The 20,766-nt window shown below is 63.3% G+C and carries 24 protein-coding genes; 12 read left to right on the forward strand and 12 right to left on the reverse strand.

Features of this window, described 5'->3' with window-relative positions; all coding sequences use genetic code 11:
* Positions 1 to 55 precede the first annotated feature (55 nt).
* Together CH276_RS13465 and CH276_RS13470 are read right to left on the reverse strand one after the other, a co-directional pair.
* Positions 56 to 1,411 carry an FGGY-family carbohydrate kinase gene (locus CH276_RS13465; protein WP_217901396.1) on the reverse strand — a complete coding sequence of 452 codons (1,356 nt, stop codon included), beginning with the start codon at positions 1,409 to 1,411 and terminating at the stop codon, positions 56 to 58.
* A 10-nt stretch (positions 1,412 to 1,421) separates the two neighbouring features.
* On the reverse strand, positions 1,422 to 2,426 hold the full coding sequence (locus tag CH276_RS13470) for a LacI family DNA-binding transcriptional regulator (RefSeq protein ID WP_176459244.1): 1,005 nt from the start codon (positions 2,424 to 2,426) through the stop codon (positions 1,422 to 1,424).
* Between the two features lie 102 nt (positions 2,427 to 2,528).
* On the opposite strand from CH276_RS13470, the gene CH276_RS13475 reads away from it, so the two are divergent.
* Positions 2,529 to 3,083, forward strand: a complete 555-nt coding sequence (locus CH276_RS13475; RefSeq protein WP_176459245.1) for an AAA family ATPase — start codon at positions 2,529 to 2,531, stop codon at positions 3,081 to 3,083.
* Here CH276_RS13475 and CH276_RS13480 read toward each other — a convergent pair.
* Both CH276_RS13480 and CH276_RS13485 read right to left on the reverse strand, forming a co-directional pair.
* On the reverse strand, positions 3,068 to 4,075 hold the full coding sequence (locus tag CH276_RS13480) for a LacI family DNA-binding transcriptional regulator (RefSeq protein WP_032395044.1): 1,008 nt from the start codon (positions 4,073 to 4,075) through the stop codon (positions 3,068 to 3,070). The two genes, CH276_RS13475 and CH276_RS13480, sit on opposite strands and share 16 nt — an antisense overlap.
* Before the next feature lie 31 nt (positions 4,076 to 4,106).
* Positions 4,107 to 4,832: an SDR family oxidoreductase gene (locus CH276_RS13485; protein ID WP_032395045.1), complete on the reverse strand. Its 726-nt coding sequence runs from the start codon at positions 4,830 to 4,832 to the stop codon at positions 4,107 to 4,109.
* A 405-nt stretch (positions 4,833 to 5,237) separates the two neighbouring features.
* On the opposite strand from CH276_RS13485, the gene CH276_RS13490 reads away from it, so the two are divergent.
* From CH276_RS13490 to CH276_RS13505, 4 genes are all read left to right on the forward strand, one after another.
* The gene (locus tag CH276_RS13490; RefSeq protein WP_032395046.1) at positions 5,238 to 6,017 is read left to right on the forward strand and encodes an ATP-binding cassette domain-containing protein; all 780 of its coding nucleotides are present in this window, start codon (positions 5,238 to 5,240) and stop codon (positions 6,015 to 6,017) included.
* The gene (locus CH276_RS13495) at positions 6,014 to 7,111 is read left to right on the forward strand and encodes an ABC transporter permease (protein ID WP_082073654.1); all 1,098 of its coding nucleotides are present in this window, start codon (positions 6,014 to 6,016) and stop codon (positions 7,109 to 7,111) included. The genes CH276_RS13490 and CH276_RS13495 overlap by 4 nt, the downstream gene beginning before the upstream one ends.
* 53 nt (positions 7,112 to 7,164) lie before the next feature.
* A complete protein-coding gene (locus CH276_RS13500; RefSeq protein ID WP_032395047.1) occupies positions 7,165 to 8,136 on the forward strand; it encodes an ABC transporter substrate-binding protein in 972 nt (323 codons plus the stop codon).
* Between the two features lie 104 nt (positions 8,137 to 8,240).
* Positions 8,241 to 9,716 carry a mannitol dehydrogenase family protein gene (locus tag CH276_RS13505; RefSeq protein WP_094630724.1) on the forward strand — a complete coding sequence of 492 codons (1,476 nt, stop codon included), beginning with the start codon at positions 8,241 to 8,243 and terminating at the stop codon, positions 9,714 to 9,716.
* Here the strand turns inward: CH276_RS13505 and CH276_RS13510 are convergent.
* Positions 9,704 to 10,495 carry an acyl-CoA thioesterase gene (locus CH276_RS13510; protein WP_094630723.1) on the reverse strand — a complete coding sequence of 264 codons (792 nt, stop codon included), beginning with the start codon at positions 10,493 to 10,495 and terminating at the stop codon, positions 9,704 to 9,706. The genes CH276_RS13505 and CH276_RS13510 overlap by 13 nt on opposite strands.
* Before the next feature lie 79 nt (positions 10,496 to 10,574).
* Complete coding sequence (locus CH276_RS13515) at positions 10,575 to 11,624, reverse strand: SDR family oxidoreductase (RefSeq protein WP_094630722.1); 1,050 nt, start codon at positions 11,622 to 11,624, stop codon at positions 10,575 to 10,577.
* 88 nt (positions 11,625 to 11,712) lie between these two features.
* Here CH276_RS13515 and CH276_RS13520 point away from each other — a divergent pair, with 88 nt between their 5' ends.
* Positions 11,713 to 12,030 (forward strand): ArsR/SmtB family transcription factor, encoded by a 318-nt coding sequence (locus CH276_RS13520; RefSeq protein WP_032395051.1) that lies wholly within the window; start codon positions 11,713 to 11,715, stop codon positions 12,028 to 12,030.
* Here the strand turns inward: CH276_RS13520 and CH276_RS13525 are convergent.
* Both CH276_RS13525 and CH276_RS13530 read right to left on the reverse strand, forming a co-directional pair.
* Positions 12,014 to 12,415, reverse strand: a complete 402-nt coding sequence (locus CH276_RS13525; protein WP_141214707.1) for a hypothetical protein — start codon at positions 12,413 to 12,415, stop codon at positions 12,014 to 12,016. The genes CH276_RS13520 and CH276_RS13525 overlap by 17 nt on opposite strands.
* Positions 12,412 to 13,914 (reverse strand): type I restriction-modification system subunit M, encoded by a 1,503-nt coding sequence (locus CH276_RS13530; RefSeq protein WP_094689115.1) that lies wholly within the window; start codon positions 13,912 to 13,914, stop codon positions 12,412 to 12,414. The genes CH276_RS13525 and CH276_RS13530 overlap by 4 nt, the downstream gene beginning before the upstream one ends.
* An 82-nt stretch (positions 13,915 to 13,996) precedes the next feature.
* On the opposite strand from CH276_RS13530, the gene CH276_RS13535 reads away from it, so the two are divergent.
* Entirely contained in the window at positions 13,997 to 14,500 is a 504-nt protein-coding gene (locus CH276_RS13535; protein WP_094630719.1) for a DUF1648 domain-containing protein, read from the forward strand.
* 61 nt (positions 14,501 to 14,561) lie between these two features.
* Here CH276_RS13535 and CH276_RS13540 read toward each other — a convergent pair whose 3' ends face one another.
* Positions 14,562 to 15,809 (reverse strand): TetR family transcriptional regulator C-terminal domain-containing protein, encoded by a 1,248-nt coding sequence (locus CH276_RS13540; protein ID WP_094630718.1) that lies wholly within the window; start codon positions 15,807 to 15,809, stop codon positions 14,562 to 14,564.
* Between the two features lie 173 nt (positions 15,810 to 15,982).
* Between CH276_RS13540 and CH276_RS13545 the strand changes: the two genes are divergently transcribed.
* A complete protein-coding gene (locus CH276_RS13545; RefSeq protein ID WP_032395056.1) occupies positions 15,983 to 16,243 on the forward strand; it encodes a LuxR C-terminal-related transcriptional regulator in 261 nt (86 codons plus the stop codon).
* Positions 16,244 to 16,247: 4 nt separating this feature from the next.
* On the opposite strand, the gene CH276_RS13550 is transcribed toward CH276_RS13545, so the two are convergent.
* Positions 16,248 to 16,901, reverse strand: coding sequence for a DedA family protein (locus CH276_RS13550; protein ID WP_094630717.1), 654 nt, complete (start codon positions 16,899 to 16,901; stop codon positions 16,248 to 16,250).
* An 87-nt stretch (positions 16,902 to 16,988) separates the two neighbouring features.
* On the opposite strand from CH276_RS13550, the gene CH276_RS13555 reads away from it, so the two are divergent.
* Complete coding sequence (locus CH276_RS13555) at positions 16,989 to 18,008, forward strand: SMP-30/gluconolactonase/LRE family protein (RefSeq protein ID WP_094630716.1); 1,020 nt, start codon at positions 16,989 to 16,991, stop codon at positions 18,006 to 18,008.
* 61 nt (positions 18,009 to 18,069) lie between these two features.
* Here the strand turns inward: CH276_RS13555 and CH276_RS13560 are convergent, their stop codons facing one another.
* The gene (locus CH276_RS13560) at positions 18,070 to 18,555 is read right to left on the reverse strand and encodes an SRPBCC family protein (RefSeq protein ID WP_094630715.1); all 486 of its coding nucleotides are present in this window, start codon (positions 18,553 to 18,555) and stop codon (positions 18,070 to 18,072) included.
* Between the two features lie 4 nt (positions 18,556 to 18,559).
* Positions 18,560 to 18,901: an ArsR/SmtB family transcription factor gene (locus CH276_RS13565; RefSeq protein ID WP_032395060.1), complete on the reverse strand. Its 342-nt coding sequence runs from the start codon at positions 18,899 to 18,901 to the stop codon at positions 18,560 to 18,562.
* 110 nt (positions 18,902 to 19,011) lie between these two features.
* Here CH276_RS13565 and CH276_RS13570 point away from each other — a divergent pair, with 110 nt between their 5' ends.
* From CH276_RS13570 to CH276_RS13580, 3 genes are all read left to right on the forward strand, one after another.
* The gene (locus CH276_RS13570) at positions 19,012 to 19,701 is read left to right on the forward strand and encodes a DUF998 domain-containing protein (protein WP_254924221.1); all 690 of its coding nucleotides are present in this window, start codon (positions 19,012 to 19,014) and stop codon (positions 19,699 to 19,701) included.
* Between the two features lie 65 nt (positions 19,702 to 19,766).
* Positions 19,767 to 20,333 carry a DUF3558 domain-containing protein gene (locus CH276_RS13575; RefSeq protein WP_094630714.1) on the forward strand — a complete coding sequence of 189 codons (567 nt, stop codon included), beginning with the start codon at positions 19,767 to 19,769 and terminating at the stop codon, positions 20,331 to 20,333.
* 17 nt (positions 20,334 to 20,350) lie between these two features.
* Positions 20,351 to 20,740, forward strand: a complete 390-nt coding sequence (locus CH276_RS13580; protein ID WP_094630713.1) for a hypothetical protein — start codon at positions 20,351 to 20,353, stop codon at positions 20,738 to 20,740.
* The last annotated feature ends 26 nt before the right edge of the window (positions 20,741 to 20,766 follow it).

The following is a 20,766-nucleotide window of genomic DNA, read 5'->3' on the forward strand; positions in this document are numbered from 1 at the left end:
TGGGTTGGGGTCGAGAGCGAGCGAGACAACGTTGTCTCACTGCAGAAATGTGGGCTCAGATCTCTATGAGCGTCAGTAGTCGCGCCGCGAACAACGCTGCGCCGTAGGCGGTGTCCTGGGCGCGGGTGGAGACCGAGACATCGGGGAGCACTTGCGCGCGGGCATCTCGAACGCTGGCCATGCTCGCCCAGCCGCCGGTGAGCAGCGTGGAACGGGCCGGGGCAACCTCCGCGTCGAGGGCGGCGATGAGCCGCGCGATCTCGTCGTTGCCGTGCAACAGAATCGAACGGAACAACTCCGCCGCGTTCACCCCGTCCGTCCGCACGGTGATCGACAGAACCCCGTCGTCGTTGCGGGCTCCGGCGATGTCGATACCGCCGTCGGTGGACGGTCCGCCGGCAGGCAATGCGCACACCCGCTGATCGAGCAGGTCACGCCCGGCGCGGTCGGTGATGTCGCACAACTGCAACGCCCGTCGCATCAACAGCCCGGTCTTGACTCCGGCGACGAGTACGTGTTGGCCCGGAACCACATGCCGCACCGAATTGATCAGATGATCGGCCAGACGGCTTCGTGCATCGGGCGTCAGCGGAGCGTCGAGCACTCGCAGCAGCACCTCGGCGGTTCCCATCGACACGTGATAGCGGTCGTTGGGGATTGCCTCACCCGATACGGCGGAGACGAGGTGGTCATGGCCGGCCACGGTCAACCGTGCCCCCGCGATGGCGTCGGGGAGGGCGGGTCCGGTTGCCGTTCCCAGATCCGTGCCCGCATCGACGAGAGGCGGGATGAATTCGGCCCCGACGCCCAAGTGCGTCAACATCTCCGACCACGGCTCGCCGGTGTCCTGATCGAGCAGGCCGGTTCGGGAACCGAGCGAGTAATCGGCCACCGCGCGGCCACCGAGGGACAGCACGACGAACTCGGGAAGGTTGAACCATCGCAGTCCGGCCAGCTCCAGTCCGTTGTCGCGCAGGTGCGCGATCTTGACCACCGACACCTGGACACCGACGGGAAGGCCTGTCTTCCCGGCGAACCGGTCACGTAGATCCCGGGGTAGTGCGTCGACCTGCTGTTGCCCTCGGGGATCGAACCACGCGAAGGCCGGCGCTCGGACAACGTTGTCTTGATCCAGAAGGAAACCCGTCTCACCCATTCCGGACACTGCGATCGCATCGATGCGCGACGCGGGATCGCCGGTCACCTCGGGCAGTCGGCGCGCGACGGCCTCGAGTAGATTCGCGATGGTGGCGAGCAGGTCCTCGGCCGCGAGGTCGGTGGTACCGCCCGGGCCGTGACGCCACGGTGTCGGACTCTGCTCGATGAGCATTTCGGTGCCGGCATCGTCGGTGACGAGTACTTTGACGCCGGTGCTCCCGAGGTCCAGTCCCGCAACAAGTCTGGGGTTCACGGAGTTGGTCTCATTTCTGTACGGGTAGGGGGAGTGCATGCGAGAGTCTTTCCACCAACGTGGTGGGCGCGACCTGTTGCTCCGGTTCGAGGTAGGGATCGTCGAAACGCTGCACCAGCCGATCGAACGCGAGTGTGCCGATGCGATACGGGTCTTGGTCGATGCACGTCACCGATGGACTGACGGCATCGGCGAGCGAGAAATTACCGAACGAGACCATCGCCACGTCGGTGCGATCCATCTCGTGCAGCACCGATACCACGGCCGTCGCATGACGTGCGTTGGCGACGAAGAAGGCGGTCGGCGGATTGCGTAGTGCCAGTAGCTTCTTCACCACGGGCCGTACCGAATCGGCGGCGTGCGACACCGGGGGAGCAAGTGCCACGTCCGGCTTCTGGCCGAGGTTCGCGAGAACATCGACATACGCCTCACGGCGCAACTGCGCGGTCTGCAGTCGATCGTCGAAGCCGAGCAACGCAATTCGGGTGTGCCCGCCCTCCACCAGTTTCTCGACGGCTCGTTTGGCAGCGCCGTAATCGTCGACGATGACCGAATCGAATCCCGGGATGGAACGGTCGATGGTCACCGTGGGCAATGTCCGACGCCGAGGCACGAGGAAGTCGCTGTGATCGCCGACCGGCGCGAGAATGATGCCGCGCACGTGTTGACCGGCCAGCAGTGCCAGCTGGTCACGTTCGCGCTGGGCGTCGAACCCGGTGCTGCCGACGATGACGGCGAGTCCGTGTTCGAGAGCCCGATCCTCGACGGCACTGACCAGGGAAGCGAAGAACACGTCGTCGATGGAGTCGACGACGATGCCGATGGTGTTGCCCGATCCCGATTTCAACGAGCGCGCAGCCGAATTGGGGACGTAGTTCAGCGTCTGCACCGCGGCCTCGACGCGTTCGCGCAACTCGGGCAAGACGGTGTCCACGCCGTTGACGACGCGGGAGACGGTCTTGAAGCTGACGCCTGCCAATGCGGCGACGTCTTTGATGCTTGCGCGCTCGGTCACGTGAACTCTCGATCGGAGGGATTGCGTTTCGCTGTAGCAAGGTGCGAGACAACGTTGTCTTGTATGATTGCCGCTATGCCTCATGTCTGTCAAGACGTTTCCGTGATCGATCGGGATCGACTGCCGGTCCTGCTCGTCGCGGGTGCTGCCGGGAGTGGAAAGACCACCCTGGGACGCGAGCTGGCGCGCCGTTTCCGCATCCCCTTGCTCGACCTCGACACCCTGACGAATCCGCTTCTCGATCAGCTGGATTCGGTGTCGGTCGGCCCGCACTGGAACAGTCCAGGGCCGCACTCGGAGCAGATTCGAGCCGGCCGATATGCAGTATTGCTGGCCGCTGCCACCGATCTCGTGGACATCGGTCAGCGGCCGGTCCTCGTGGCTCCGTTCACCCGTGAGCTGACCGGTGGCGCGGAATGGGAGCAGCTGATCGCGCAATTAGCGCCGGCCGCAACGTCGGTCGTGCACGTGGACGGCTCGCCGGAACTGCTGGCGCGTCGACGGGCCGCCCGTGGGGCAGAGCGCGACGCACATCGGCCGTCGGATACTCCGGCGGAGAAGCCGCGTGTTCCTCATCTACGGGTCGATGCCGAACTATCCACCGAGCAGCAGGTAGAGCTGGTCGCGGGAACTCTCGAGGGCTACGTGCAGCGGTGATCGCTTCCGGGCGTGCACGATCGACGTTCGATCAGCTCGACCCCGAGTATGTTGCGCCGCTTGAAGCGCTTGCCGGGATTCTCGATTCGGCCCAGTAGCCGCTCGATGGCCAACCGGCCCAGCCGAGCAGGATTCTGGTCGATCACCGTCACCGGTGGCATCACGGCATCGGCAAGGGGAAAGTCGCCGAATCCGACGAACGCCAGATGCAGCAAGTTCATCTGCTGCAGAACGGGGACACATGCCATGGCCACGCGTGCGTTGGAGAGAAACAGCGCTGTCGGTGGATCGTCGAGCGCGGTCAGTGCGGTCAGGGCGCTGCGTGCATCGTCGCGGCCCATGACGCCGAGCGCAACGAGGGATTCGTCGAACTCGATTCCTCGGGCCTGCAACGACTCTCGATACCCCTTCAGCCGATTTCGGCTGGTAGGAATGTTGGCACTGTCGCCGATGACCGCGATCCGAGTGTGGCCGAGTCGTAGCAGATGATCGGTGGCCAGCACCGCCCCACCGTGATCGTCGTCGACGAAGCTGTCGGCCTTGAGGCCATCGGGTCCGCGATCGACGAAGACCGTGGGAGTCTTGTCGATCCACCGCTCCAGATAGCCGTGGTCGGCACCCGTGGGTGCAATGATCAAGCCGCTCAACTGCCTCCGCAACAGTGACTCGACCAGCGCCTGCTCCTGATCACCGTCGTGGCCCAGGCTGGTGACCAGCACGGCCATGTCGTCCTCACGGGCGCGCTCCTCCACCGCGCGTGCGATGGAGGAGAAGAACGGATCGTCGATGTCGGGCACGGCCACACCGATTGCCGCGGCTTGACCGTTGCGAAACGACGTCGCCATCGTGTTCGGAACGTAATTGAGCGAGTTCAGGGCATCGGTGACGCGAGCGCGCGTGTCGGGGTCGACGTGCGGGTCGTTGTTGTACACCCGTGAGACGGTCTTGGCGCTGACTCTGGCCAGCGCCGCGACATCCTGCATCGTGGTCATGATCTACCCCCGTCTGCTCGTCGTCCGCTCGTCATCGACTGGTGTAGCCGCCGTCCACCGGCAACGACACTCCCGTCACCATGGAAGCATCATCGCTCAACAAGAAGGCAATCGGCGCGGCAATCTCGTCCTCGGTGGCCCAGCGACCCAACGGCATCTGTGCCAGGAACGGCTCCTCGATCTCCGGACGACCCCAGTAGAACGCGGACATCTCCGTCATCACGACGGTCGGATTGACTCCGTTGACCCGGATTCCGTGGCGGCCGAGTTCGAGGGCCGAGACGCGAGTGATGTTGTCCAGGGCTGCTTTCGAGGAACCGTATGAGACGTGTCCTGTCAGCGCGACGAGACTGGCCTGGCTCGAGACGTTGACGATCGATCCGACACCGGCGGCGATCATCGCGGGGACGGTGTACTTGATGACGAGCAGAGCGCCGCGCGCGTTGATGGCGATGACCTTGTCGAAGATCGAGATGTCGGTGTCCTGAGGCGTCGCGATCTCGCCGCCGAAGCCCGCGCAGTTCACCACCCCGTACAGCTCCAAGCCGGAGACGGCGTCACGCACGCTGTCTTCCGACGTCAGGTCGAAGGCCAGGGGTTGTGCGCCGGTCTCGTCGGCGAGCTTGTCCAATGCATCCACCGACTGGCCCGCGGCAACGACATCGGCACCGTCGGCCACGAGTCGTCGCACCGTCGCCGAGCCGATGCCTCCGCTGGCACCGGTCACCAAGATCGTCCGGCCGTCGAACTTCGCCATGGGGTCTACCTCTGCTGTTCCGAATGGATATGTCATCGATGTCATCGGCTCGCTGAGCGGGCGCAATGTCATCGGTGTCATGGACGGTACCTCAGGACACCTCCGGCGGCTCGAAAATCGAACAGATCGGTTATTTCTGCAGCTGAGAGACGGTACCGTCCGGTCCGATAGTGGTTCGACAGTGCGCCACCATCCATGTGCATCGTTTGTGTCATGTCACCGGTGACATGAATTTTCGCGAAACACGTGACAACGCGGGTTGCGTGGGTCACACTCGTTTACACAACGAGCCCCGCGGGGAGCTCGACCCGCCTCGCAGATCACGTTCACCGACCGAGCTGCACGGGCACCGGTGGGGGTGTCCATCCCGCACCCGAAGGTTTTCGATCCGACCTAGGAGTATCCATGGCCAGCGTTGCACCTGTTGCGACACCGATCCTCGAAGCGAGGGGATTGTCGAGGAGCTTCGGAAACGTGCGCGCCCTCGACGACGCCGATTTCGACATCTACCCCGGCGAGGTCGTCGCCCTCATCGGCGACAACGGTGCCGGCAAGTCGACGTTGGTCAAGGCGCTCTCGGGAAGCCTTGCCGTCGACACCGGAGAGATCCTGTTCGACGGCACCGCCGTCGATCTCGACAGCCCAACGGTGGCAGCGGAACTCGGCATCGAGACGGTGTTCCAGGATCTCGCGCTCGCGCCGCACCTCAACGCCCAGCAGAACATGTTCCTCGGCCGGGAGCTGCCGGCGAGAGGCCCGCTCGGCCGACTCGGTTTCCTCGACGTGTCCACTATGCGCAAGCAATCGCAGGCCGCTCTCGACGAACTGGGAGCCACCGTTCGCAGTCTGACCGTCCCGGTCGGCTCGATGTCCGGTGGACAGCAGCAGGCCATCGCCATCGCACGTGCCGTCGCATGGGCCAAGGGCGTGGTGTTCCTCGACGAACCGACCGCTGCGCTCGGCGTGGTGCAGACCCGCAACGTACTCGACACCATCCGTCGGGTGGCAGATCGGGGAGTGGCAGTGGTGTTCATCAGTCACTCGATGCCACACGTCATCGAGGTCGCGGACCGCGTGCAAGTGCTGCGGATGGGCAGACGCGTCGCCACTCTCGACGCCAAGAACACGACCATGGAAGAACTCGTCGGTGCGATGACCGGCGCGACCACCGGAGCCACACGATGAGCAATCAGATCATCACCCCATCCATCGAACCGTTGCCGCCGAGCGAGAAGCCGTCGAAGCACACGTTCGACCTCGTCGAATCGCTCCGTAACCTCGCTCGCGTCCAGGTCTTCCAGATCGTCCTGGTGTTGGCAGCCATCTGCATCGTGTTCTCGATCATGGCTCCCGGGAGTTTCCCCGAGTGGGGCAACATTCGGCAGATCATCCAGAACGTCTCCATCCTGGCCGTCCTCGGGATCGGCATGACGTTCGTGATCGTCACCAGCGGCATCGACCTTTCCGTCGGGTCGGTTCTCGTCTTCTCCGGTGTCGTCTCGGCCAAGACCATGGCAGCCATCGGTGGCGACGGATGGGGAGTCGCCGCCGTCGGGATCGTGGTGGCCCTGGGATGCGGCCTCTGCTGGGGATTGCTCAACGGATTTCTGATCGGCAAGGCCAATGTGCCTCCACTGATCGTCACGCTCGGTACCCTAGGCGGCGCACTCGGGCTCTCGCAGGTCATCACCGGCGGCGTCGACATCCGAGACGTTCCACCGGTACTGGTCGACACGATCGGGTACGGAAATCTACCGGCCACCACCATCCCGCTGATCTCGAGCATCGCCCTGGTGCTGGTGGTCATCTTCGGAATCGTGCTGCATCGCACCAAGTTCGGTCTCTACACGTTCGCCGTCGGCTCGAAGGAACAGTCCGCTCGTCGAGTCGGCATCAAGGTGGACATGCACCTGGTCAAGATCTACGCACTCTCGGGCACCCTCGCCGGACTCGCAGGAATTCTGTCGCTCTCGCAGTACGGCACCACCGCCATCGCGGGTCAGTCGCAGACCAACCTCAATGTCATTGCGGCCGTTGTCATCGGCGGAACGAGCCTGTTCGGTGGCATCGGCACGATGTTCGGCACCGTCGTCGGACTCTTCATTCCCGCAGTGCTGCAGAACGGATTCGTCATCGTCGGCGTCCAGCCGTTCTGGCAGCAGGTCGCCGTCGGCGCCGTCCTCATCGCCGCCGTGTACTTCGATCAGCGTCGTCGTGACGCAGCGAGTCGAGGTCAGTCGCCCAGCTCGCTCAAGAAACTCTGGTCCCGAAGTCCGTAGCTCGGGCCGGCCCACAACTCCCTCCCGCACAATCCCTTACAAGAAAGTCGACCATGATCACATCACGCACCGCCGTCGTTGCACTGAGTGTCGCTTCGGTCTCCGCCATGTTTCTGGCGGGCTGCTCGTCCGACTCCGGAAGCGGTGACGGCAGCGGCAAGATCGCCTTCATCCAGGGCGTGAGCGGCGACGAGTTCTACATCAGCATGCAGTGCGGAATCGAAGCTGCAGCCGAAGCCGCCGGCGTCACCGTCGACACTCAGGGCCCGGTCAAGTTCGATCCCACGCTGCAGAAGCCGATCGTCGATTCCGTCGTCGCATCGCGGCCGTCGGCCATCCTGATCGCGCCCACCGACGTCGCGGCGATGCAGGCACCGTTGGCGGCTGCGGCGAACGCGGGCATCAAGGTCGTCCTCGTCGACACCACCCTCGAAGATCCGTCCATCGCGGTGTCGTCGATCTCCTCGGACAACAAGGGCGGCGGAGCGGAAGCATTCAACGCCATCCAGGAGCTCAACCCCTCCGGCGGCAAGGTTCTGGTCATCTCCACCGACCCCGGTATATCCACCGCCGATGCGCGTGTCGAAGGCTTCGAAGAGGCCGTAGGAGCCAATTCGGCATTCGACTACCTCGGAGTCCAGTACAGCCACAACGACCCGGCCGAAGCTGCCCGTCTGGTCTCGGCCGCTCTGGCCAAGGACCCCGACATCGTCGGCATCTTCGCCGCCAACACCTTCGCAGCCGAGGGCACCGCGACGGGCGTCCGACAGGCAGGCAAGCAGGACCAGGTCAAGATCGTCGGATTCGATGCCGGTCCCGCACAGGTCAAGCAGCTGCGTGAAGGAACAGTGCAGGCACTGATCGCCCAGCAGCCCGACACGATCGGCACCGACGGCGTCGAGCAGGCCATGGCTGCGATCGACAACAAGCCGGTCACGTCCGAGATCTCCACCGGCTTCCACGTCATCACCGCCGACAACATCGACGGCGACGGTGCGCAGTACGTCTACAAGTCGTCCTGCTGACCTGTAGCACCTCGAACTGCGGTGGTGCTCCTGGTGGCAGCACATGCCCGGGAGCGCCACCGCTCACCAATTCCATCCGAATCGTTCGACCCGAGGAACCTGTCATGACCATGCTTCGCCGCGCGACGTTGGAAGAGCTGCCCGCGACCGTCACGAAGCCGGCCTACGACTTGGACGAACTGCATTGCGGTGTGGTGCATTTCGGCGTCGGCGCGTTCCATCGCGCACATCAGGCGGTGTACTTCGATCGGCTGCTCGCGGCCGGACATCTCGACTGGGCTCTGTGCGGAGTGGGAGTGTTGTCGGGAGACAGGAAGATCGGGGACGTCCTCGACTCGCAGGACCACCTCTACACCCTCGTCACAGTGGATCCGGACGGTCGACGGGACGCCCGGGTGATCGGCTCGGTCGCCGACTTCGTCTACGCGCCCGACGATCCGCAGGGTGTGCTCGATGTGCTCAGCTCGCCCGCCACGATGATCGTGTCCTTGACCATCACCGAGTCCGGTTACGGCGTCGACGACGCCACCGGAGCGTTCGCGCCCACCGATCCCGGAGTGCTGCAGGACCTTCGGGATATCACGGTACCGTCGAGTGTATTCGGCTTCCTCACCGTTGCCCTCGCCACCCGCAGACGCCACGGGATCCCGCCCTTCACCGTGATGTCGTGCGACAACATCGTTCACAACGGGTCGGTGACCCGAACGGCATTGACCTCGTTCGCCCGCCATCACGACGCCGATCTCGCCGACTGGATCGATACCACGGTCGCGTTTCCCAACTCGATGGTCGACCGCATCACCCCCGCTACGACGGCCGCCGTCATCGAGGACGTGCGCAGCGACTTCGGAATCGACGATGGCTGGCCGGTGCGGTCGGAATCGTTCTCGCAGTGGGTGGTCGAAGACACCTTCTCGTTCGGGCGACCTCCCTTCGGCGAGGTCGGAGTGCAACTCGTCGCCGACGTCGCGCCGTACGAACACATGAAACTGCGGCTGCTCAACGGCTCCCATCAGGCGATGAGCTACCTCGGCATACTCGCCGAGTACACCCACGTGCACGAGGTGATGGCCAGCCCAGACCTGCACGAATTCGTCGCGTCGTACATGCGGAACGAGGCCGCACCCACCCTCGCCCCTGTACCGGGAATCGACATCGAGGGCTACATAGACCAACTGCTGCAACGCTTTTCCAGCCTTGCCGTTCGCGACACGCTCGAACGGCAGATCGTCGACGCGTCCGCCCGCATTCCGAAGTTCGTACTGCCGGTGATCCGCGACCTGCTGGCCCGGGATCGATGCGTCGACCACTGCGCGTTGATACTCGCAGCGTGGTGCGGTGTCTACGAGCGCGGAGACGTGCCGATGCTCGACGCGGATGCCGAACATCTTCAGCGGCTGTCCTGGGAAGACCACGACAACCCCGGTGCCTTCCTGGCGAATCCTGCTGTGTTCGGGGGTCTCTCGACCAGTCCTCGGCTGCGAGGCGCGTACCAGAGGGCCAAACGGTCGCTTCAGGACAGCGGAGCGCGCGGAGCCGTACGGCGCGTGCTGGAACAGTCGGTCGGTCAGGCCTTGTAATAGACCACCTGGTGACTCGTCGCCAGCAATGTCCCGCCCCCGGTCCACAGTTCGGCCGTCTGGTCGAAGTAACCTCGGTGGAAGCGGCGCGCTCGGGCAGTGCCGAGGATGTACCCGTCGGAGTGGCTGACGAGATCCTCGGGCGTCGCGAAGAAGTGGGTCGTCAGTGAGATGGTGCCCGCCGGAACGTAGCGACCGAGACGCTGAAAGATCCTGGGATAGAACACATCGCTGAGCGATGTCAGTGCCGGGAAGTCCAACGGACGCGGCGGTGTGTCTCGAATCCACAGGGTTTCGGTCGAGTCCGCGGATTCCTGGTCGCTCAGAGCGCCTGCCACGAAGCGCATCTCGTAGTTCTGTGCCCAGGCGATTGCATCGGGAAATGTGCCTCGGGGCGTCTCGGCGGGGGAGGGAACGGTCGGTGCCACTGCCTCGATGGTGTCCCACGTCTCGCGCCTCGTACCGAACACTGCTGTTGCGGTGGTGGCGACGTCGCCACCCTGAGTCAGTTCGAGATACCAGTGTTGATTGCTTCGGTTGGTGCGCACGGCACGCGCCGAGATATCGAACTCACCCTCGGCGACGGGGCCGGCGAAGTTCACCGTCAGCGAGACCGGTGAACCCAGACATTCGGGATGCAGCTCGATGGCACGGACGAACGTTGCGGCGGTGAGACCACCGAACGGGCCGACCATGTTGTTGTACGGTGCCGACGTCCTACCGCGGTAAATGCCGTCGGAAACGGTCTCGAGTGCCACTGCTGTGTCGAACGGATGCATTGTTCTCCCGTAGGTCTCGATCGGCGTTGGTGCCGATTCAAACTATCCGGCTCACCTACACGCCACGCAGGGTGGCTCCTCACGGAATGATTTGCCGGCTGCGTAGCTCGGCGAAGATCCCGGCGAACATGGCCTCGGTGTCGACGAAGCGGTGAAATCCCATGCGACGGGCCTTGGAACCGTCGGCGATGACGTCGTAATCCCAGGAGAACACGAAATCACCGAATGCCCAGGAAGAGACGTCGGAATACGGAGTCGACTGCAGTCCGTGCTCGGCGACGATGGAATCCCACAGCGGCTCCTTGTCTGCCATGACGTCCGCCAGGGACATCGGTAACGGAGTTGCGGTGTCGAGGTCGAACAGACCCGCGATGCGCGGCCACATCTCGCTCCAGCGAAACAGGTCGCCGTTGGTGATGTTGAACGCCTGATTGGCGCAGGTCGGCGTGGTGGCCGCCCATACCGTCGCCTCTGCGAGCAACGATGCGTCGGTCATCTCGAGCAGCGCGCCGAAGGCACCGGGCTTTCCCGGAAACCGCATGGGGACGCCCAGTTTCGCGCACATGGTGGCGTACACGGCGATGACGGTGGCCAGGTTCATCGGGTTCCCCAGAGCGACACCGCACACCACCGATGGCCGGATGGCCGACCAGGTCCATCGCTTGCCGAATTGCCGCGCCTCGAGAAACTGCTGCTGATCGACGTTGAACTCGGGCGGCATGTGGGGCGGATCGGATTCTCGCGCCGGGGTTTTGAAGGGCCCCAGGTGTGCGCCGTACACCTTGTATCCCTGCATCAGACTCACGTGCTCGAGGTCCGGTGAACTGTCCTCGATGGCCGTGACCACGTTGACGAGCATCGAGAGATTGGGGGCGACGAGTTCGGCCCAGCTCGGTCTCTCCTGATACGCGGCGTAGAAGATGTGCGTGACGTCGGTGAGCTCGGCCAGTCTGCGGTGCGTCTCGTCGGCGTCGAGCAGATCCACCGCGATGTGCCGGACGCGTCCGTCGTCGATACCGCCGCGGCGTGAGAGCCCGACGATGTCCCAATCACCTGTTCGCTGCAGGTGATCGACCAAGTTACCGCCGATCACTCCGTTGGCTCCCACTATCACTGCTACGCGTGACATGAACTTCTCCTATCTGGATATCGCGATATTGCGATGTCATTAGTAGACCACATATCGGGATATTGCGATATTGGAGTAGGCTTCGAGGGTGGCTGACGAACTGGACCCCGCAGAGCTCGCGGCGGTGTTCGGTGCGCTGAGCAATCCCGCGCGATTGGCGATCATGCGGTGGCTCAAGGATCCCAATGACTTTCCGCCCCAGCTCGAGCCCGCCGAGGACGTAGGAGTGTGCCTCAAGCACATTCGATCGCGGGCGGGTGTTTCGCAGTCCACAGCCTCGCAGTACATGGCCGTGCTGCAACGCGCGCAGCTGGTGACAAGCACCAAGATCGGCCCCTGGGTGCATTACAAACGCAACGACGAATTCCTCGACCGACTGGCCGAGACGATCAAGTCCGATCTGTGACGTCTGTAAGCGGTGGGTTCGACCGGGGCTTTCTTCTTCGGTTCGACACCAGGTTGATGAACCCGGACAGCGCGAGACTGCCGCCAGGGTAGAGAAGAAGACCGAGTGAAAAGATGACGGGTTCCGAGGCGTCCTTCACCATGTACACCGCGCCGACGCCGGTGAGAACCACTCCCACAACGGTGGCAAGCGCGATGGTTCGCCGGCTCTGACGGGACAACCGCGTCGAGATCAAGGCTGCGAAACCTGCGAACACGCAGAGGAAGATCGACGCGATGAACAACGCATCCGACTTCACCACAGTGGCAGCGACGAACATAAATCCGCCGATGAACAGCAGCACCAGTTCCGGAACAGGCTGTCGCTGAGGAGTATCGACACTCATTGTGGCAGTCCCCTCGCGAGATCCACCGCGCGAGTGAGCGATGCTGCCCCCAACAGTAGACCGTGTACGGCCGCACCATCGGCAGCACGTTCTCTCAGCGCGACGGTGTCCGTCGCGCAGGCGATGGCCCGTAGGTCGATGCGCTGCAACAGCTTCTTCGTCACCGGTCGCTTGCTGTCCCAGAATGCGAGGGCCGCGATGAGATCAGTCGCTTCCGGTCCGGTCAACAGTGCATGGGCGACGGCGCATGCCGCTGGGTCCTCGAATGGCAGTAGATAGGTGGCGTCGTCGAACACCGCAGGTTTTCCGTCGTAGGGGCCGACCATCCTGAACTGCGGAATCTTGTGGAATCCGGAGATCGCGATCTTGTAGGGCGCAAACGTGTACGGCCCGACACCGAAGATGCAGAACCGGGCGCGATTTCGGTAGATCGACGACTTCCGGCCATCGAGAGCTGTCGCGTTGTCGGTCAGGTACTTCCACAACTTCGGTGCGCTGTCCGCCAACTGTGCGGTGTCGTCACCGGTGTGGGATTGCGGCACGATCATCCATCGCGAGACCACGCTCAACTTGTCGCGGTAGACGTCGGTGCATTTGAACAGGGGAAACAGGAAGTCTGTCTCGACGTCGACCGTAGCTCCGAGTTTGGTTCGTGGGCCGTCGTTCTCGGCCAGTTCCATGACGGCAGACGCATCGTGTTTGATGCCCTGACGCCACATCAATGGACTGATGCCATCGAACTGCTTGCTTCGCTCGTAGGCGTCGACGTCCGCGACGAGTTGTCCGTCGACCACTCCGATCCTGCTGCTGGGGTGCAGTGCGTCCATGCTCGAATACATCTGCGCGGTGTGGTCGGTTGCACCGGTTCCGAGTTCGACCACGAACCAGCAGGCATCGACTCCGGCGTCGAACCACTTCTTGGCGTCGATGGGGCGCAGACTCGAACCGGTGATCGGAAGGCCGTGCCGAGCGCAGTGCAACAGGACGTTTCGAGCTACCTGGGTTTTGCAGATCATCGCAACGGTGACCGGGCGATCTGCGAACTCGGTGAGCAACTTGATCCAAATGAACTCCGCAACATCGAAATTCGAGCTTCCGGTGATCGCATCGATGCCGCGCACGTTCCCGGTGTTCGCACGAGCCGGTCTGTTGTTGGAACCCAGAACCGACAGCTGTGAGTTGGTCACCCACGGTGGGTTGCCGACGACGAGGGTCGGGCCCGACTCCGACGTCCATGCGATGTCGCGCGCCAGGTCGAAATCGAAGATCGATGCTGTGATCACCCTGCCGAATATCGATGCTGCCGCGGCGTACTCGGGCTGCACTTCGATTCCGACCCGTTCTGTGTCGGGGTGACGCTCACCGATGACCGACAAGAAGTTCCCGACACCACACGTGGGTTCCAGGACACGAGTCCACGGCCGTCGAGGCAGGGTGTTCACCAACGCACGTGCCAACTCGATCGGGGTCTGGAAGTCCCCGAACTCGTTGTTGGGCATCGATGCCTCCGGCGGTGGTGCGAACAAGTTCCTTCTACGGCACTCAACCACACCACTGCCGAAGGCATTAAAGTCGACTGGGATGAAGCTCTCGCGTGCGGCCCTACTGCTGTCAACTCTGGCGTTCATCGTCGCTCTGATCTGGGTCGCCGTCACTGCGGGGGATCAAGTGCCCGCGCACTTCGACGGGTCCGGTCAGGTCGATCGCATGGAGTCGAAGCTGTCCTTCCTGCTCACGATGGGCGGCATCGGATTCGCGATCATCGGGTTGTTCGCGAGCATCGGGTGGTGGTTCCCCAAGGTTCCGGGGTCCATGGTGAATCTGCCGAGCCGGACGATGCACGAGTATTGGACTGCCGCCGAGAACCGACCCGAGCTGAACCGAAAGATGGCCGAGGACCTCGAGTGGATCGGTGCGGCAACGGCATTGCTGTTCGCCTGGATCACCGGCGTTGCGGGTGCAACGACGGGCGACTCGGTCGGCGTCTGGGTTCTCGCCGTCCCGACGGCGCTGTACCTGCTGGCCGTTCTGGGATACGTGGTGTTCGTCGTCAAAGGCGGCCGGTACCGCGTATCGAAGAACTGAATCAGGGGAGTGGTTGCAGCATCGCCAATTTCGGGTTCGATGACACACGGCCGGTCGATGTTCAGTGCGTACCGAGTCCGTCGAGGAGAAGTTCACCGACGAACGTCGCGTTGTCCTGTGGGCTGTTCTGTCGTCGGGTGAAGCATCGCATCAGCAGAGTGTTGGTGATTCCGGCAGCGAGATCCACTGGGCTCGAGCTCGTTCGGAAGACGCCGGTGTCCTGTCCTCGCGCGATGACCGGTGCAATGATCGCCGGCAGGTTGAGCTTCTCCTTGATCGAGATCAGCCCCTCCGGCTCGCCGTAGGTGTCGTGTGCGACGGCGACGAGGAGAGCGTCCATGAACTCGAGTTCGTCGGCGGCGAGTTGCGCGCACCGCAGCATGTGATTCCGCAGAATCGTGAGCTCGTCGAGGCCCAGCAACTGGTCGTCGGCCACCGACTCGCGAAGACGATCGACTCGACTCTGCAGTGCTGCAACGATGACGGACGGTTTGGTCGGAAACAGTGTCTTGCACGCCGCCCTCGGCACTCCCGCGATATCGGCGACGTCGTCCATTCGCGTCATGAAGTAGCCACGCTTTCCGAACTCGTCGCGCGCAGCGGTGACGATCGCAGCACGCGGATCGCGGGGCAGCGGCCGCTCCTCGCCCGAGACACCGACTTCCCCCACGACGTCATCGAGGTGCTGATGATGCCCCGACGTGTCGACGACGGCCCCGAGGAAGGCGAGCAGCGCATCGGACAACACATCGGCCGATACGGAAGCGGCGTCGACCTGACTGCGGATGCGAAAGCCGTCCACGACGGCATTGACCGTCACGGCGAACGATCGGGCCGTGAAGGGACGGCGAAAGGCTCCACCGTCGGGAGCGAACAGCACCTCGAATGCGTCGAGCACGGCGTCGTCACGCAGGCGGTACTCAGCGGCGAGTGCCGCGGAAGCGGGTCCGCGGAAAACATGGTCGAGAAGAGACGCGGTGGTGCTCTTCCGGTCGACGATTGCCGGGAAGTGGTCCGCGACGAGCGCCGACACCGATGCGCGAATCGACGCGCCGCTGTTCGTCATCTGCGCGCGAACGATGTCGTGGATGGCGACCGGTGGAGGAGTACGGGACAAATGTTCGACGACCGCGGCGAGGAAGTCGGATTTGGTCTTGAACTTGCGGAAGAACGTCGCCGTCGACGACTCGGTCTCGTGGACGACGTCCTCGATGCGCAGTCCGCGTTCGAGGATCTTGCGCGGATGTGCGATCAGCAATGACACACCCGCCTCGACAAAGTGGGCGGCGGTCGCGTCGAGCTCGGTCATAGAGCCGGACTTTACCCAGGTGGGGCCAAGATCGAGGTCGCGGGCGACAGTATTCACTCTCAGGTGAGAGCGACCTCGGTCATTCCTCGGAGTGACCCAGCGGAGCGGTTGCGGTGTCATTGGCCGTGTTCGCGCCACCGGGACAGCGGCGGTGCCCGACACCAAGGACCTCCATGACAGTGCTCGATATCCGCGTCGGCGACGCACCCGACCCCCGGCTCAGCGCTCGTGAAATCGAAGTACTCACCGCCTGGCTCATCTCGGATTCCAAAGCGGAGGCGTCCCGTTCGCTCTATCTGTCGATGGGAACCGTCAATACACATCTGACTCGCATCAGAGCGAAATACACGGCGGTGGGGCGAACGGCACCGACCAAGGCGACGTTGCTGGTGCGTGCGCTGCAGGACGGGTTCATCGACATCGACGATCTGTGAGCGGCTATTGCACCTCGACGCGTCTGGACTTGATCTTCTTCACCACGAACCAGGCGATCAGCGCGACGACTATGCCGATGACGACGTACTGGAACACCGAGGCGTAGTTCTCCACGTAATGCCAGTTCTCGCCGAGGAAGTAGCCGGAGAGTACGAAGATCGAGTTCCAGATCAGGCTGCCGAGAGTGGTGTACAGGGTGAATTGGAGAATCGGCATCCGGGACACGCCGGCCGGGATGGATATGCCCGAACGGACGACCGGGATCATGCGGCCGAAGAACACTGCCGACCGACCGTGACGGGTGAACCAGTCCTCTGCCTTGGTCAGATCCTCGGTGCCGACGAACGGCATCTTCTCGACGATGGCATACATCCGATCGCGGCCGAGCTTGATGCCGAGCCAGTACAGGACGAGTGCGCCGATCACCGAGCCTGCCGTCGTCCAGAACAACGCACTCAGCAGCGTCATGCCGCCCTGCGACGCGGTGAACCCGGCGAGAGGGAGGATGATCTCGCTGGGAAGGGGCGGGAAGAAGTTCTCCGCGGCGACGGCGATTCCGGCCCCAGGGCCGCCGATGGCCTCCATCAAACTCACTGCCCATCCGGCAATCCCTCCGAGGTCGCTGTCGGCTGCGGCAAGGGAGGAAAGGGCACTCATGGCAACGACTGTACGAAACCGACGCCAGGAAAATCTGCTCACCAGGACAAATGCCCGAGAATTGAGACATATGGAACACTCGACGGTGTGAACCGAGTCTCCCGAGTAGTCCCCGCTGTTGCCGTTGCCACACTCCTGCTGAGTGCCTGCGGGTCCTCGGATTCGGCCGAGCCGGCACCGAGCACCCCGAGCGGTTCCTCCTCGTCGGCGGCAACGTCATCGAGTTCGAGCACCGCAACGGTCTACGACCTGCCCGGTAGCGGAGTGTTCCCCGAGGGCATCACCGCCGCGGACGACACGTTCTACGTGACGTCGACGTCCGACGGCGCGGTGTTCCGCGGAACCGTCGGATCTCCCGATGTGTCGGTGTTCCTACCCGGCGGCGCGGACGGACGTACCGGTGCTGCGGGTATCGATGTGACCGATGACGACGATCGCGCCGACTACCTGGTGATCGCCGGTGGAGCCACCGGCAAGGTGTGGGTGTACGACGCCGAATCCGGTGACCTGGTGGCCACGTTCACCAACGGTCTCGGTGCAGACGCGACATTCCTCAACGACGTCGCCATTGCCGACAACGGCGATGCCTACGTCACGGACTCGCGCAGCCCGGCGTTGTACCGCATTCCCGCCGAACAGATGACCGCCGGAACGCAGGACGGACCGTTGGAAACGTTCGTGAGCTTCGACGGCACTCCGTTCGCGTACGGCGAGGGGTTCAACGCCAACGGCATCGTGGAGAACGACGACGAATCTGCGTTGATCGTCGTGCAGTCGAGCACCGGCAACCTGTATCGGATCGACAAGACTTCCAAGGAGGTCACACAGGTCGATCTCGGGGGAGCGACACTCATGAACGGCGACGGGATGGAGATGGACGACGACACGCTGTACGTCGTCCGTAATCGCGACGGTGTTATCGCGAAGGTCGACCTCGACGACGACGGAAGAACCGGCGCGGTCACCGGCGAGATCACCGACGCATCGTTCGCGTATCCGACAACCGTTGCAGCGATGGACGATCGGCTGTACGTGGTGAACAGTCAGTTCGACAAGCGTGGGGGAGAGCCCGTCGAGCCGTTCACCGTCAGCTCGGTTCCGGAATAGAGCGGCTTCGCCGCACGTGCACGAAAGTTCGTAGCAGAGACCGAGTTTCCGTGCACAACGATCAGTCAGCGACGATGGCGTCGATCTGACCGAGTGCCAGGGCCATACCCTCGTCCATGCCCATCTCGACGAGTTCTTCGAGCTGGCTGAGGCTGTCGAATCGCGAACGTATGGTCATACGCGTTCTGCCGTCGACGTTTTCGAGGGTCGCGGTGGCATGGGTGACGGGCATCGTCGACGACGGGTTGCCGGAGTCGTCGGCGAAACCGTCATCGAAGGACAGTGTGGTCGGCGCGAAGATCTCGGTGAAAAGCCACCAGCCGGCGGCTTTTTCGCCCTCAGGGCCGGTCATGTAGTACGACGCCCTTCCGCCCGGAACGAAGTCGTGGCTCTCGAAGGTCGCGGGCCACGTCGGCGGTCCCCACCAGCGCTCGAGTTGTCGAGGGTCCTCCCAGATCTGCCACACCCGTTCGACCTTCGCGTCGAACTCGGCGACCATCGTCATGGTCAACGTCTCCGCATCCTTGTGGGAGCTGATGAACGGCATGGATTCAGCCTTTCTCGTCGTGGGAAAGTAGTTCGTCGATCCGGTCGACTCGACGTCGCCAGATCTCTTCGTATGCGTCGAGCAGTGCGCGGGCTCGTGCGATGGTGTCCAATCGAACTCGCACGATCTGCTCCCTGCCACGCTTGTGTTTCGTGATCACGTCGGCGCGTTCGAGAACGGCGACGTGCTTCTGCACAGCGGCAAAACTCATGGCGTAGTGAGCCGCCAATTCCGACACCGACTGTTCGCCGACAGTGACCCTCGCGACGATGTCACGCCGGGTCTTGTCGGCGAACGCCTGGAACAGGCGATCGACCTCATCGTCACTCAACTCATCTACAACCATTTGGTTGTAGGTTATGCCCGCCTTTCTCTCGGGTCAAGGGGGTACGCCCGAACCTTCAGGCAACATGGAGTGCGGGACGGCGATCGACGCCGTGCGAGAGGGGAGGCGTTGTGCCGATTCGACCGGCCATGATCGGCGCATTGACGATCGTGCTGGGCGCACTCGTGGTGCTGGTTCTCGATATCCACACTGCATGGCATACGCCCTCCCATCTGCGCCGAACGATCAGCGAATACGGACTCGGCGCGCAGCAGTGGGTGTTCTCGATCGGCGTCGTACTGCTCGCATTCGGTTCTGCACTCACCCTCGCGTCCGCGATCCGATATCGCCTCACTCGGCCTGGTGCAGCCGCCTCGATCTTCCTCACGCTGTGGACCGTGGGGCTCATTGCCGTCGTCGCTGTGCCGAAGCAGGACTGGTCGAACGACGCCTCCCTGAGCCTCGGCGGGACGATCCACAGGTTGGGGGCTGCCGTGGCGTTCGTCAGCATCCCGGTCGCGGTGTTCGCGTTCTCGCGGCCCTGGCTTCGGGACACCGTGTGGGCAGTGCGCGCCCGCGTGACCATGGGACTCAGCGCGCTCTCCGTCGTGACACTGATGCCCATCGTCTACGCGCTGGCAGTGGGAGCAACCGGCTCGCGGCCTTGGTACCGCGTAGTCACACTCGGCTACGTGGAGCGGGTGCTCGTCGTCGCCGAAGTGATCGCATTGATATCGCTGGCGCTCTGGGTGTGGGCGGCGGAACGAAGGAGCCTCACCTCGAAGGCGACTCGGGAGCTGCGAGCCTCTCAGCGTGTCTGAGGGAACCGATCGAGCACGCGTCGCGTCCAACCGTTCAGTGACGTCTGTGTCGAGAGGTTGAACGAATGCGGCTGGTGGGTGGGCGTTTGCTCGCGGTGGTCTGTGCTTCGGCGCTGGTGCTGACGGGGTGTGGGGGCTCGACGCAGGGCAGCCCGGTCGCGAGTGGGGACGCCTCGACGGAATCGACGACGATGGCGGCCGGTCCGGAGCCATTCGATCCATGCACCATTCCGAAATCTGCCGTGACGGCAAGTGGATTGGACGTGAGTACCGAGAGACCGGACTTCGCGGGAATCACAACGTATCCCGGTTGGAAGGGGTGCACCTGGGATGGGGCCGGGCCGAGCAGCTGGTATTACGTTGCTGTTCTGTCGTCGTTGGAGTCAATCGACGATTTGCTTCTCAGCCCCTCGTTTGTTCGTGGGGTGGACTTGAAGGTGTCCGGGCGCACCGCGATTCAACTGCGCCATGCCGACGATATGCAGTTCCTCGGTTGCGCAGTCGCCCTGGATGCAGGTGATGGTCTGATCGTGCTCGACCTCCAAAAGAAGGGGTCACGCGACCTGGACGGCGAACCCTGTACCGAGGTCAATCGACATGCAGTTGATCTGGAACCGTTTTTTCCGGCATAGATGGGACGCTGAAAACGATGGAGCAGTACGGGCTCAACGACAATCTCGGTCACTGGCGTGCACTTCGAGATCAGGCGGTGGCGGGCGAACTCGACGTCGAACCAGGAGTCGCCGAACGCTGCGATGCGGTTTGCGTCGAGTATCTGACGAAGCTCGACCGAATGCTCGAAATGACGACTTCCCTCGCGTGGCCGCAGTCCTGGGGCGACTTGGACTCGGCTCAACAACTTCAAGCGAAGTTTCATCGTCTCGCGGTCGGCGAAGAACGCTCTGCGCGCTTCGCGATCAAGCAGCAGATCGAGATCATCAAGACGATGCGGGAGTTCTTTCGACACTATTTCGCCAGTGTCGAGGCGACCGATACAGACACCGCGTCCGCGGTCGAAGCTCTGTCACCACCGCGATAGACGCCGATTCCCGACGACCCAGGTGC

The sequence above is a fragment of the Rhodococcus sp. 06-470-2 genome (assembly GCF_002258235.1).
Taxonomy (GTDB): Bacteria; Actinomycetota; Actinomycetes; order Mycobacteriales; family Mycobacteriaceae; genus Rhodococcoides.